Source organism: Limosilactobacillus vaginalis (assembly GCF_025311515.1).
GTDB classification, from domain to species: Bacteria; Bacillota; Bacilli; order Lactobacillales; family Lactobacillaceae; genus Limosilactobacillus; species Limosilactobacillus vaginalis.
This window is the reverse complement of record NZ_CP104399.1, coordinates 1,154,083-1,166,775: the sequence shown is the minus strand read 5'-3', so window position 1 is coordinate 1,166,775 and position 12,693 is coordinate 1,154,083. Positions and strand designations below refer to the sequence as shown.

Annotated in this window: 22 protein-coding genes; 21 read left to right on the top strand and 1 reads right to left on the bottom strand. The window is 38.0% G+C overall.

Going from position 1 to position 12,693, the window contains the following annotated elements:
- The first annotated feature begins 18 nt into the window (after positions 1 to 18).
- The 8 genes from N4627_RS05775 to N4627_RS05740 are packed head-to-tail and all read left to right on the top strand — an operon-like array spanning position 19 to position 3,390.
- On the top strand, positions 19 to 207 hold the full coding sequence (locus N4627_RS05775) for a hypothetical protein (RefSeq protein WP_191910763.1): 189 nt from the start codon (positions 19 to 21) through the stop codon (positions 205 to 207).
- 45 nt (positions 208 to 252) lie between these two features.
- Positions 253 to 438: a hypothetical protein gene (locus N4627_RS05770; RefSeq protein WP_260964202.1), complete on the top strand. Its 186-nt coding sequence runs from the start codon at positions 253 to 255 to the stop codon at positions 436 to 438.
- Complete coding sequence (locus N4627_RS05765; RefSeq protein WP_260964200.1) at positions 438 to 575, top strand: hypothetical protein; 138 nt, start codon at positions 438 to 440, stop codon at positions 573 to 575. Before N4627_RS05770 ends, N4627_RS05765 begins: the two co-directional genes overlap by 1 nt.
- Positions 576 to 577: 2 nt before the next feature.
- Complete coding sequence (locus N4627_RS05760; protein ID WP_260964198.1) at positions 578 to 850, top strand: 6-phospho-beta-glucosidase; 273 nt, start codon at positions 578 to 580, stop codon at positions 848 to 850.
- Positions 843 to 1,559: a DUF1071 domain-containing protein gene (locus tag N4627_RS05755; protein ID WP_260964196.1), complete on the top strand. Its 717-nt coding sequence runs from the start codon at positions 843 to 845 to the stop codon at positions 1,557 to 1,559. The genes N4627_RS05760 and N4627_RS05755 overlap by 8 nt, the downstream gene beginning before the upstream one ends.
- Before the next feature lie 5 nt (positions 1,560 to 1,564).
- Positions 1,565 to 2,239 (top strand): putative HNHc nuclease, encoded by a 675-nt coding sequence (locus N4627_RS05750; protein WP_260964194.1) that lies wholly within the window; start codon positions 1,565 to 1,567, stop codon positions 2,237 to 2,239.
- Positions 2,220 to 3,068 carry a conserved phage C-terminal domain-containing protein gene (locus N4627_RS05745; RefSeq protein ID WP_260964192.1) on the top strand — a complete coding sequence of 283 codons (849 nt, stop codon included), beginning with the start codon at positions 2,220 to 2,222 and terminating at the stop codon, positions 3,066 to 3,068. Before N4627_RS05750 ends, N4627_RS05745 begins: the two co-directional genes overlap by 20 nt.
- Before the next feature lie 10 nt (positions 3,069 to 3,078).
- A complete protein-coding gene (locus N4627_RS05740; protein WP_260964190.1) occupies positions 3,079 to 3,390 on the top strand; it encodes a hypothetical protein in 312 nt (103 codons plus the stop codon).
- Between the two features lie 31 nt (positions 3,391 to 3,421).
- Here the strand turns inward: N4627_RS05740 and N4627_RS05735 are convergent, their stop codons facing one another.
- Positions 3,422 to 4,342, bottom strand: a complete 921-nt coding sequence (locus tag N4627_RS05735) for a hypothetical protein (protein WP_260964188.1) — start codon at positions 4,340 to 4,342, stop codon at positions 3,422 to 3,424.
- A gap of 93 nt (positions 4,343 to 4,435) precedes the next feature.
- Here N4627_RS05735 and N4627_RS05730 point away from each other — a divergent pair, with 93 nt between their 5' ends.
- The 13 genes from N4627_RS05730 (at position 4,436) to N4627_RS09210 (ending at position 12,692) form a co-directional block, all read left to right on the top strand.
- Positions 4,436 to 4,663 carry a helix-turn-helix domain-containing protein gene (locus N4627_RS05730; RefSeq protein ID WP_390893928.1) on the top strand — a complete coding sequence of 76 codons (228 nt, stop codon included), beginning with the start codon at positions 4,436 to 4,438 and terminating at the stop codon, positions 4,661 to 4,663.
- On the top strand, positions 4,656 to 4,805 hold the full coding sequence (locus tag N4627_RS05725) for a hypothetical protein (RefSeq protein WP_260964186.1): 150 nt from the start codon (positions 4,656 to 4,658) through the stop codon (positions 4,803 to 4,805). Before N4627_RS05730 ends, N4627_RS05725 begins: the two co-directional genes overlap by 8 nt.
- Before the next feature lie 2 nt (positions 4,806 to 4,807).
- Positions 4,808 to 5,296 carry a hypothetical protein gene (locus N4627_RS05720; RefSeq protein WP_260964184.1) on the top strand — a complete coding sequence of 163 codons (489 nt, stop codon included), beginning with the start codon at positions 4,808 to 4,810 and terminating at the stop codon, positions 5,294 to 5,296.
- A gap of 28 nt (positions 5,297 to 5,324) precedes the next feature.
- Complete coding sequence (locus N4627_RS05715) at positions 5,325 to 5,585, top strand: hypothetical protein (RefSeq protein ID WP_260964182.1); 261 nt, start codon at positions 5,325 to 5,327, stop codon at positions 5,583 to 5,585.
- Between the two features lie 96 nt (positions 5,586 to 5,681).
- Complete coding sequence (locus N4627_RS05710) at positions 5,682 to 6,194, top strand: DUF1064 domain-containing protein (protein ID WP_260964180.1); 513 nt, start codon at positions 5,682 to 5,684, stop codon at positions 6,192 to 6,194.
- Between the two features lie 8 nt (positions 6,195 to 6,202).
- Positions 6,203 to 6,337, top strand: coding sequence for a hypothetical protein (locus tag N4627_RS05705; protein WP_260964178.1), 135 nt, complete (start codon positions 6,203 to 6,205; stop codon positions 6,335 to 6,337).
- Positions 6,291 to 6,689, top strand: coding sequence for a hypothetical protein (locus tag N4627_RS05700; RefSeq protein ID WP_260964177.1), 399 nt, complete (start codon positions 6,291 to 6,293; stop codon positions 6,687 to 6,689). Before N4627_RS05705 ends, N4627_RS05700 begins: the two co-directional genes overlap by 47 nt.
- Positions 6,690 to 6,773: 84 nt before the next feature.
- Positions 6,774 to 7,220 (top strand): hypothetical protein, encoded by a 447-nt coding sequence (locus N4627_RS05695; protein ID WP_260964175.1) that lies wholly within the window; start codon positions 6,774 to 6,776, stop codon positions 7,218 to 7,220.
- A 1,727-nt stretch (positions 7,221 to 8,947) separates the two neighbouring features.
- On the top strand, positions 8,948 to 9,964 hold the full coding sequence (locus N4627_RS05690) for a hypothetical protein (protein WP_260964173.1): 1,017 nt from the start codon (positions 8,948 to 8,950) through the stop codon (positions 9,962 to 9,964).
- Positions 9,965 to 10,008: 44 nt separating this feature from the next.
- Positions 10,009 to 10,206, top strand: a complete 198-nt coding sequence (locus tag N4627_RS05685; RefSeq protein ID WP_260964171.1) for a hypothetical protein — start codon at positions 10,009 to 10,011, stop codon at positions 10,204 to 10,206.
- A 673-nt stretch (positions 10,207 to 10,879) separates the two neighbouring features.
- Positions 10,880 to 11,398, top strand: a complete 519-nt coding sequence (locus N4627_RS05680) for a terminase small subunit (protein ID WP_313957825.1) — start codon at positions 10,880 to 10,882, stop codon at positions 11,396 to 11,398.
- A gap of 109 nt (positions 11,399 to 11,507) precedes the next feature.
- Complete coding sequence (locus N4627_RS05675; RefSeq protein ID WP_260964170.1) at positions 11,508 to 12,140, top strand: NUMOD4 domain-containing protein; 633 nt, start codon at positions 11,508 to 11,510, stop codon at positions 12,138 to 12,140.
- 66 nt (positions 12,141 to 12,206) lie between these two features.
- Entirely contained in the window at positions 12,207 to 12,692 is a 486-nt protein-coding gene (locus N4627_RS09210) for a hypothetical protein (protein ID WP_313957824.1), read from the top strand.
- Position 12,693 lies beyond the last annotated feature (1 nt).

The window sequence follows — 12,693 nt, the reverse complement described above, 5'->3', positions numbered from 1 at the left end:
CGAAAGGAGGTGTAAGTCATGATTAACGAAGTTCTGCACTCACGGTTGATAGCATTCGCACTTGGAGCGTGGATGGTTTACTGCGGTTCAATCGGTGCATATGACGGGGCATTATTTATCCCGTTCATCTATGGATTGCTATTGCTACTCAACCACATGGATCAAAAAAAGAGCACCCGTTCCGCAAAAACGAATGCTCAAAAGTAAATCACATATCAAATATAGATTCGAGGTCAATTATAAATGAAAATTATGGAAAAAGAAACACCTGCAATGGCTGCATACTACAAAGGCTGCATTGAAGGATTGGATTTAATGGCGCTTGATACCACTAATGCTCACTGTTTACACGTGAATGAAGTTAACGATTTAATGGCATATTTTGCGATGAAAGAAATTCTGAATGACCATTTAAGCGTTGAAATGGGGTGGCTGTAATGAATAACGAAGAACAATTACGTATAGCAGAACAGCGTTGGTTAGATCCGAGCAACGATCCTCATTACTGCGATGAAGACGATGAAATGACCGAGCAAGAAAAAGCCGACTGGAAGGCTGACGAAGAAGAGGATTAGCAATGAAAGATACTGGAGAATGGACTGAATATTTCAAGGAAACCACTAAGAAGATAGCTAACGAGTTGCTGATTGAAGCCAAGCAAGAATCTAAGACCTATGGCGAAGCAACTAGATATATTAAGCGTCTTAATCAACAAGCCTACGGTGATATTACCGATCCAGAGGATCATGCTGGAATGAAGCTCAATGATGCCGTATGTGGATTAGCTATCCGGATGATTCATGACGAAGAACGAAGTTTACCAATTAACAGAGGTGAAAGTAATGACTGAAAAGCAATCAGTATTTGAAACGTTATCGAAGATTGACGTCTCAAATCACATTCAAGTTATCAAGATGCGAAAAGGTCCAGCTTTGAAGTACGTTTCATGGGCTTGGGCTTGGAACATGGTTAAGAGTAAGTACCCAGATGCTACTCGAAAAATTGAAGAATACCCGGAATACCAGTACGACCAAAAAGAAGGGAAATGGTACGCCACCGGACAAATGCTAGATTACCGAATTACACCAGCCGGGTGTGAAGTTAAGGTTACAGTCACTATTCAAGGCGAGGAGTATTCAGAGCGTCTATACGTGATGGATATGCGTAATCAGCCAGTTATGCAGCCTAATATTTCTCAAATTAACAAAACTCAGCAACGGTGCTTAGTAAAAGCACTGGCAATGGCTGGGCTGGGATTAAACCTCTACGCTGGCGAAGATTTGCCGATGGGTGATATTTCAGAAAATGACAAGAAACAGGCTGAAGCTAAGAAGCAAGCTGAAAAACAACAGGTAAAAGAACGGCTTGATAAAGCATTGAATATCTTAGCTGAAGAGCAAGGTACAACCGCAACTGAAGTTAAGTCAGCATTGATTGAACAGTACAAGAATGAACCTGCATACAAAGAAAATCCAGATGGTGCCTTGTTAGCCGGAGCAACCGCTATGTATAAGCAACTTCAAATGGAGAACCAAAAGAAACAGCAACAAGCGGGGTGATGTGATTGTACGGCAAGTTAATTAGTACGTCCGGTAATACCGTTCAGATTGCGCTAGATGATGAATTAAGTATTAATCGTTTAACTACCCTAGCCAACGGCAAACAGCCCACAGTCGAGCTATCAGTCGAAGATGGGCGCCACATTACACCAGACCAGCGTAAGAAAATATATGCTCTGATTAATGACTTCTGTACTTATACCGGATATGTTCCGGAGGAAGCCAAGGCGTACTTCAAGAGTATGGTTGAAGGAATCTTCAATATTGAACCGTTTAGCTTGTCGGATTGCTCTGTTACTACTGCTAGTTACATGATTACGACTATCTTAGATTTCATGTTCCACGAAGATATTCCGTTTAGAACTAAAATCTGGGATTCACTGCCAAGCGACTTCCCACGAGTTGCCATGTGTATTAAGCACAAGCGCTGTGCTATCTGCTTAAAGGAACATGCAGATATTGACCATGTAACCACTGTTGGAATGGGACGTAATCGAAATACAATCAATCACACTGGAATGTATATTGAACCGCTATGTCGGGTACACCACACAATTAGGCACGCAATGGGAATCAAGAGCTTTATGCAGCGATACCATTTGAAGCCAATTAAGGTAACACCTGAGTTAGCCAAAGAACTTCATCTAGGGAGGATAGATTATGCCGAAGCGCAAAGTTAAAAACGTTAATAGAACATTTAATGGCGTTTGGATTCCTAAAAAATACTGGCTAGATGAAAACCTATCAATAGTCGAAGTTACTTTTATGGCAGAGATAGAAAGTCTTGACGGAGATAACGGATGTTATGCAAGCAATAATCACTTTGCAGAATTCTTTGGAATGACTGCTAGTCGAGTATCACAAATAATTAACTCATTAAGTGATAGAGGATACCTTCAAATTTCTTATGAAAAGAATGGTAAGCAGGTAGTTAGCAGATTAATTAGGGTAGTTAATAAATTAAATGGGGGTATTAAGAAAACTAAATCACCTATTAAGAAAACTAAAGGGGGGTATTTAGAAAATTGTGAAGGTAATAATACATATAGAGTAATACAAGATAATAATACAGATAAGAGTAATAAAGGGTCGGCACAGCCACCCCACCTATCCGCACAGCGGAAAGAAGTTATTGATTATCTGAACAAGAAAACGGGTAAACGATTCAAGCCTAACGCTGATGGTAATAAGCGAGTAATTGATCCTCGCCTAAAAGATGGTTACACGGTTGATGACCTTAAACACATCATTGACGTTAAGTATGCTCAATGGCATGGGAAGACCTTTAGTAACGGTCAACTTGGGGACAACTACTTGCGACCGGAAACGCTGTTTAGAGTATCTAAAATCGAGGGATACCTGAACGAAGAAATGCCGAAGCATAAGTCTAAAGAACCTACACCATCTTGGATTGACCAAGAAGAACCTAAGCCGACTAAAAATCCTGATCCACGTATTCAGCATGGCTATGTAATGCCAGATGACAGCATGGAATCAATACCAAAGTGAGGTGTGATACATGATAACAGCAGTTAAAAGCAAATGGGCATCAACGATTAAGCGGCTAGAAGTTTTACCACAGGATAAATTCATTGGTGATGACGGTATTGTCTACTACAAGGCCAGTGGGTCTGTTAAGTCTAACCTGCGTGTAGCTGTGTATTATCTTGGGTGCCTTGACGAACGAGGCGAAGATTACCAAGTGCCGTTTGACCGAAAGAAGTTTGAAAGCTTGTTGAGTGAGCCTGTTGGGAAAAAGAAGCTTGATGAAGCAATCAGGATTAAGCATGAGTGCGCCGAGATGGCAAGGAGAAATGCGTATGAAGTTTGAACGACTGAAAGCGACTACAGAATGATGAAAACTATTTGCCCTTACGAATTGTTTGTAAGAGTAATCCCATTACATCAATGGCAATTTCAATTAACTTTTGCTGAGCATTTTCATCACTTGTTACAACGTAGAGGACTTGCATAACTTGAAAAATATAGAGAATATATTGCGCACATACTTCGACACTTGGGTTTTCTTCGATCTTTTGACCAATGGAATTCTTATATTGCTCGTAGGAAGTACGCACAAAGACCTTTGCATCATCAAAATTGGAGCTATTGTTGCTGGAATTTGTACTTTGTTTGTTACTGCTGATCGGGTCCCCCGTTTTATAGCTAGATTCTTCACGAGGTACTTCAGAGATATGTCCAAGCATTTTAGAAATCCGTTTGAATGAGTTATCAGGATTTGCTTGAAGAGAATTTAATAATGAATTTGAAATAGATGCTAGCTTAATGTTTTGACTATTTAAAAAAGGCTTAATGTTTACTTTTAACTGAGAAGCAATGCCAACATTTTGAAAATCCAATTGCTTTATTTTTATATTGTTAGTTGCTGCTAACAATCCTGGCTGCTCAATTAATGATTTTGCTGGATAAAAAGCATTTAATGCCTTATAAAGTTGACTGCCATAATTGAATTCTCCTAAAGTATCGTGAGCAACTGCAAGAGCAGAACTAATAGCTCCATCTTTAGTGGGAATAGTTAATGATTTTATAGCAGCAAACTGAGCAACATTAACGGTGTTTGAAAAGGATTTTGTTGCATTGAGCGCTCGTGCGTTTTCTTCAAAGTATTTGCTTACCGGTGTAATTGATTTATAAGCGTCCATTTGAGCCTTTAATGCTTTAGACATGCCCAAACCGTAATCTTTAGGAATAGTTTTAAAAGCAGATATATATAATCTGGCAGCGTTTGAAGCACCATAGAATTCCTTAGCAAAATTATTCAAGTTGCTTTGAATACCGAAGACGTTATTTTCTTTAATATGTATCAGCTCGATTCTAAAATTTTTAATTGCGAGCTTAATTATACTACTACATTTATGATTAACAAGCAGAGAGGACACAATATGTTGTGGAAATTAATACAAAAAGAATTAAAAAAGCAAGGTATGACAGCTTACCGATTATCAAAAATAACAGGGCTTAGTCAGAATACCTTGCAGAATTACAAGCATGGTCATGAGCCGAGCTTTAGCAATGTTGTCAAGATTGCTGATGCCTTAGGCGTTAGCTTAGATGAATTTAGGAGTGATAAGAAAAATGGATAGTGTGTTGTATGCGGTGCTGTGGTTTGCGATTGCGCTGATTGCAGTAGTGACGATGAATTTTGCTGGTGGCTGGGTACTGTTGCCGGTGGTGTTAGTGATTATCTTAGCGTTCATTGCAGGGCGCATGCGGGAAGGATGGTAGAAATGAAGATTGGCGAAATTGTGTCGAAGTGTAATGCAGTGTTCGACAACGAAAGAATATGTTTACGTGCAGAATTTGATGAAACTTCTTTCTCAATTAAGCGGACTGATGTAAGTGGATTTAGTGAGGTTGTCGAAGTTCCTTTGGCTTCAAATTGTTTAGTTGATTGCACTATTAATATTTGGAGTGTGCGATTAAGCAATATGGTCAAGTACATGATTGACGGTACAATAACAACCATTCTGGAAACTCCGAAAAGTACATTGTATCCGGAAAAGAGGTATCGTCTAGTGGCTAAGCGCAAAATTGACCAAATGCCTAAATACGTTAAAAAAATAATTACAGGATTTGATGAATTTATTATTGATTTCACTAATCTAAAAAGTGAAGCAATGCAGTATAACGATAGCGATTTAAAAGTGCTTGTGGAACGTGAGCCATCATTAGCTCCAGCAATTGATGCCATGAAGGAACCAGTGGAGGACGAATGAGAGAGGGATGGTAATGATGTACCTGTACATGTTTCAATCAAAGGATTATGTCCGTGATGATTGCGTAGAAGAGTACATGGTAGCTGCTAACACGAAGAAAGAAGCTGTCAAAAAGTTTAGACAAATTCTGAACGAAAACAACGCCATTCTAAATTTTCATGTACAGGTGTACAGCCCTGATTGGTGGAATGTATATCGTTATCCGCTTGAAAAACTGGAATTAATGCGATTTGGCGGTGAAACAACAATGCCTTGCAAAATATGGAGGGATGCAAATGAGCATATATGACTTTTCAGCAATTACAGCAACTGGTGCAATTGGCTTTGTGCTGGGAGTGGTAACCACAATTAAGGTTGACGATACGCACGAAAGGATTAAGCACAAGTGAGACATTTTGGAAAGAAGGTTCATTACAAGGATTGGGACTTCGATTCGATTAAGGAACGTGACTTCTTCATTCAGTTCATCGAGAATAGCGGAAAGAAGTTCAAGGTACATCCAAGTTACAAGATAATTGATAAGTTCCCGGTTGGTGGATATAACCAGCGTGGGATTACGTACGCACCGGACTTTGTTGTATTTAGCACTGACGGAACCGTTGAGCACGTTTACGATGTGAAAACGGGAATTAATCAACGAGCAGTTGATACGAGCGCTAAGCTACGTTTTAAGCTGTTCTCGCTAAGAACTGGATTACCAGTCGAGGTGGTTGTCCCTCGTCAGCATGATTTCAAGATGAAATTATTTGGGTTTACTAATCCGAGGATTCAAGAGGCTCATGCTCGACACGATATTCACGGTAATGTTCGACGAAGAAAGAATGGAGAACCTTACTACGACTACTACAACGTATACAAGAGCATTGATTATGATGTACACGACCTAATCGGATTTTAGGAGGAAACATGAAATCGAAGAAAAAGAAGCAAAAAAGCCGTCTCCGAAAGAAGCGGGAACGGCGGAAAGAAAATGAATTGAAGAGGGAGCGTCAAGATGGATTGCATCACACCAATGCTAAGCGAAGCCCTCAACAGTATTGATGACTGGGGCGATTTACGTGAAAAAGTAGAAAACATCTTGCCACCTGGCGATTGGCGGTTACAAGAGATTCTTAAATTTAGAAAGCGGATAGTACTAGCGGAGAAATCAAGAGAACAGCATGATATAACAGCTATTCGACAGGAATTAGCTAAACGCAAGCTTACGGATAAGCAATATCAAACAGAGTTCTTATATCAACACGGTTTGTCTGCTGGAAAGATAACGGCAATTATAGATATTGCTAGAAGCACCGCCGATAAAATTATTCTTGAATATCGAAATAACCACTATGGTGAAAATCGAAAGATATTAAAAATGACTGATGCCTTAGCGCTAATGAGAGCTGAATAAAAAAAGACGCTCTACCGTGAGAGCGCCCTTGAGATATAAATTAAAGCAAATCAATTATATCACAAGGGACGAGGGGTGTAGAGCGTGGTTGACAGCGTATTTGGTAATTTGGATAAAGAAGCCACAAAAGAAGCATTCAAGGAGTATCTAAGGGAATGGAAGAAATACAAGCTTAAGGCAATGCAACGGTTCCCAGGTTTGAAGTCGCCTAGCATGGACGGACAGCCGAACGATGGGACACCACATGACCCGGACCAAAAGTTCGTTAACCACGCTGAAGCCGTTTATCAGTACAAGACCAGAATTAAATGCTGCGAGGTACTGATGAGCGTTGGTGAAGATGAGGAAATCTTAGGTGATATTCTACTTCATCGCTTCATTAAGAACTGGTCAGCAATTAGAACGATGAATTACATTAACGAGCATTATAACGCTTATATGAGCGAGAGAACGTTCAGAATGAAACAGGAACAAGCACTATGGGAAGGAGCTTTGATGTGTCCTGATGATTCAGTGAGAATAAAACGCTGAAACGTTGCCGGTTTATTGCCGGTTTTCTGCCGGAAGTTTGCCGGTAAGTTGCCGTTTTGACATGGAAAACAGCCGTATTATGGTATTGTTCAAAAAATTAATTGAACTCACAATTACCAAATACTTTTTGACCTGAGCACGAACGACTTCAGCGTTCATGTCATTAAACTGCTTAGATAGACGTCTGTTACTTATGCTTACCTCAGGATCTCTCTGTTAAGAAGCGTAGGTGTGTGGAACGGTAACCAAGCCGGTGATGGATGCAAGCTCCATCATCCACATTGAGACTAGCTTCCAATTAATCCAATTTTTACATGTAATGTACTGATACGATTTCATAAATACTCCCTGTGTTATACCGTCTCTGCTAGTCTCACGGTAGCCGTGCTGTTATCAGCAGAAGAGTGCGGTAATCTTACTCAACGGCTAGAAGATTACAATTATTCAGAACACTAACGTCCGTTACAGGAGTAGGCGGAAAACTACGACCGGGTGCGGGAGTTAATTAGTTCTGATTATGTGAATGCGTGAAAGTAGACACCAAGCGACAACGCTTGTGGGGGCAGTTCCCAGTGTTCACTTTGGAAGGCAATATATATCTGGAGGTGAAACTAGCACCTCACTAGTCTTATGCCTTCCATATTGAAGCACAATCAATTAAAGGAGATGTTAAGCCTCCTCTTTTGATATTAACAATGCTTCAGCTATGGTCCTCGGTAGGGCATGAATAGGGCAGCCGTTTCCCTGGCCTGCATAGCTAGACTATTCACGCACAGCAGCGGTTCGACTCCGCTCTCTAGCTTTGTGAGCAATCATCAAAAGCTCAACAAAGGGATGTGATAAGGCCCTTTACTTGTCCTTTATTTTTAAGCACCTAGATTGCTTACAAACTTCAACAAGCACCCAAAAAATATATTTACATCTATATATTAGTTAATAGCAACACCGCTTGTTGAAGTCGTACTCGGCGTGGAAAACCGAGTACACATTTTATTTTTACCTCAGCCTAGCCTTTATGACTAGGCTTTTGTTATAATTAACATTTAAGGAAGGAAATGAGTCAAAATGTTTAGATCGTCTAGAAAATTTTTTCGAGTTTATTACTATATCTCATCTTTACTTCCAATTTATTTGTTCATAGTAATATTTATGATTAGTATAAAATTTAAGAACATCAGAGAACAAATAACAAATTTTAAAATAAATTCTAATTATAAGTTGACCTTCTATGCATTTATAGTTTTACTTCTTATATCTGTGTACAGTCTTTTTAAGACTAAAAGAATTATAGAAGAAACAAAAAAACATTCACGAGCTCTGGGAACAACCAACGTTCTTTTAAAAGACCAATATAATCCTGGATTTAGGGAATTTATACTGAGTGTAATATTGCCTATGATGTCTACTTTTTCTATTGATGACTACCCGTTATCGACTTTATTGATGGTATTGTTTTTTCAGTTATTTATTTATATTTTCTTCCTTAATTCCTCAGATTTCTTTCCAAATTTATCTCTTTTCTTATTTGGATATTCAGTATTTATAGTAAAGAAGTCTGATAAAACAGACAGCAAATTAAAATATATTTTTGGAAAAACGAGTAATATAGATAGCATTATTAATAAGGATCAACAATTCAAGGTGATAGCAATAGGTGAACCGGAATATTGCAACAATATAGGTGTTATTAATGAGTAGTTATTAATAAAATTAAGGGGATATAGATTGTGAATCTTGTTAGAGTACTAGTTATTAATGAACAAAAAAAGTATCAATTAAATTTTGACAATGATCAACTTAATAGCTTGTCTGAAATGATAAAGAAGCCGTCTGAATATGGCATGGTAAATTATCTTGACAATAAAACGGTCGAATCTTTGAATAACTCTACTAAATATTGTATTAGTGGAGATGATAGTACAAAAAACTACCAGTTAGATATTTTGAAGAATCTACTTTTAAATATTGATAAATTACCTATGCTACCCAGTATAAATAATGCTTTCAATAAGAATGGTAATTTGGACTACACATTAATCGGCTATTTGTATGAAGAAGATAACGGTAATCAGGAGCTATTTTTGTATAGATTGAGAAAATCAAATTTAGTAAAAGACGGTGGATTCTTTGTATTTAAAAAGAAAAGCGGATCCCTACATGCTAATACTGTAAAAGTAGAACAAATTGACAATGGTTTTAACTTACCGACCACTGATTGTTTATCAAGCATATATAAGCGTAAAGATAGTAAAGAGGGAAAACAATATAAAGTAAAAGTTTATCAAGCATATATTTTTGATAACGTATTTCAAACATCAGAAACACAACATGAGTATGTCGATCGAACTATTAATAAGTTTAAAACAACGACGAAAATTACAAAAGATGATAAAGTTTCTATTACTTTTGAAAAGGCCAATTTATCAAAGTTAAAAAATATTATTTTTTCTGACGATCATTTAACCAAAACTTTTGCTGGATATCATGATAGTAGTAAAAGAATAATTAAACAAATTAGTATCGATAAGCTTAATGATGTTTTAAGTACTTTACAAAATCATGTGAAGAATAATGCAGATGCAGGGTTTAATTTAAAAAATATTCCCAAATTGCATGGTGAAAAATTGGAAGTAACTGAGGACTCAGTTCCAACTTTTGCCGCTTTATTAGATAACAAAGTAATCCAAAGACTCTTAAATAATAAAATCGAAATACCTTATTTTAGAAGGCATCCTAATGATTAATAATAGTCAGCTTATCGCTGGCTTTTTTATTTGGAGGTATACATATGACACTTTCTGAAGTGAAAGATACAGTAAGAACTATCACTGAATGCAAAGATGATTTTGAAATGGCTCACGAGATGGAGGATGACCTTTACAAGGATGTACTCAAAGAAATGATTGCTGGCAATCCGGAAGCACAAGCAATGGCACGAGAAGCCTTGAAAACAAAACAGATTGATTTTGCGAGGTACTGTGCTTAATGTATCAGACTAAACGATTTGGCTTGGTAGCAAGTAAGCAAGAGTACCAGATGTTATGTAGAGCTGAACGACACCGTAAACAAAAAGAAAAGCTGACAGGTCAACGCTTGTCAGCTTTTAAAGTACATAAAAATAAATAAAAAAAGGATGCCGATTAAGGCACCCAGTTTACCGGTACGGTTCAAGTAACGAGCTGGAACCAATTTGCACGCCGGCGTATTAATTCTTGTAAGGATATTATAACATACTTTAACTATGATACAATATACAAGCACGCCGTGAGGGAACTCTCTCCGAATTTGTGCAGTCTGGAGGTGACTCCGATGCATTGGTGTGTATTAATTCTTGTTGTGCCTAGTAAGCACATTAAAAACCTAATTAAGAAGTTCTTCAAGTAAGAATTCTAGCGCTGACTTCGGTTGGCGCTTTTTTAGTACAAGCATCCCCATAAACTATTTGGGGTCGTCTAGGCAATAAAAAAGGAATTCACCTCCCGAATAAATCGTGAGGAGGTGAATTCCATGAATAACTTAAACTTAACACTACTAATTTTATTACTGATTCTAATTGAGGTCAAGAAGTAAGCCGACCCCAAGGAGGCGCTTGCCTCTTGCGAGCTAAGCGCCTCCACTGCAACAGAGATCAAGAATGAAAGGTGGTGTGGTGATATGCCATGAAATTGACAGCAAAACAACGATTGTTTGCAGATGAATATATTAAGAGTGGTAACGCCACACAATCTGCGATAAAGGCTGGATATGCCAATGAAGTATCAGGTAGAGAAAACCTACAAAAACCTACGGTAAAAGCCTATATTAACGCCAAAATGGGCGAGATTGAATCACACAAAATCGCAGACGCTAGAGAAGCTATGCAGGCCATCACTTCTATTGCTCGTGGCGAAACGACTGAAACACAAGCACAAATTAATCCTTTGTCTGGCCAATGGGAGAAAACTGAAGTGCCAGCTAACTTAAAGACAAGGCTTGCAGCATGGCGTGAAGTATTAAAGCGTTATCCATTGGCCGATGAATTAACAAAAGCTCAATTGCGTAAGGCTAACGCTGATGCTAGAGTTGCTGAAGCTCGTGCTAAGGCGCTTGAAGATAACGGTCAAGATGTTGCTGCAGCGCTTGATTCTATTATGGATAAATTGATTACTGAGAGTGATAAAGAAGGCTACAAACGTTGATATATCAATGATTTATAGACTGCTTGATGGTATAATATTAATGTAAAATAAAACCCTAGCGGTGCTGGAGACACCCTAGGGATGGTAACCATAGAAAGGATATGATTACATGAATAATTCTAAAGAAATTTGGAAAGATATTCAATACTATGAAGGCTTTTATCAAGTTAGCAATACTGGAAAAGTAAGAAGTTGTGATAGAACAATTGTTGATAGTATTGGCAGAAAACATTTTTATAATGGTCAAGTACTAACGCCAATGGTTGTTGCGGGTGGATATTTGGAAGTCAATTTATCTAGAGGTGATGAACGTAAACCGTTTCATATTCACCGCTTGGTTGCGCAGGCGTTCTTACCCAATCCTAAAAATTTACCATGTATCAATCATATTGATGAAAATAAGCAAAACAATGCAGCACAAAATTTAGAATGGTGTTCATACAAGTATAATATTAATTATGGTACATGTATGGGAAGAGCGATTCAAACCAGAAATAAAAATCCTAAGTGGTATGAAAAGGTAAAAAAACACACTAGAAAAATTGGCAAAAAATATGGTCGAATAAATGGATCAAAAAATTCTAAGCCCATTTTACAATATAGCCTCGATGGTAAATTCATTAAAGAATGGGCTAGTATGCGTGAAGTAAAACGCGAACTTGCAATTGATAATTGTAGTATTGCTAGATGTTGCAAAGGCAAACAAAAAACGGCAGGACATTATATCTGGAAATTTAAATAGATAATTGGTAATTAAGAGGTCAGCTTTGCTGGCCTTTTATTATTGCTTGAAAGGAGGTGGTCAAGGTTGGCGTTATCAGATATTCTTACAGCAAAGCAACAATCCGTATTACAAAGTTATTTACACGATGATTGGCGTTTGATGATTTTAAGCGGTGCCGTTCGTAGTGGGAAGACATATATTGATAATTGGCTTTTTCTGATGGAACTTAGACGGGTATCGAAACTTGCCAAGCAAGATGGAGTGAGAAAGCCTCTGTATATTCTTGCTGGGTTCTCAAGCAATTCTATTTTTACAAATGTTATTGCTGCTCTTAATAACCAGTTTGGTATTGACCTGAAGCCAGATCGCCATGGTCATTTTCACTTTATGAATGTAGAAATTGTACAAAGTTATACAGGCACCGATCGTGGTGTTAATAACATTCGTGGTATGACGGCAATGGGCGCTTATATTAACGAATGCTCATTAGCCACCGAAAGTGTGTTCCAAGAAATACTTCAGCGGTGTAGTTTTAAAGGTTCAAGAATTATCTGTGATACCAACCCTTGAC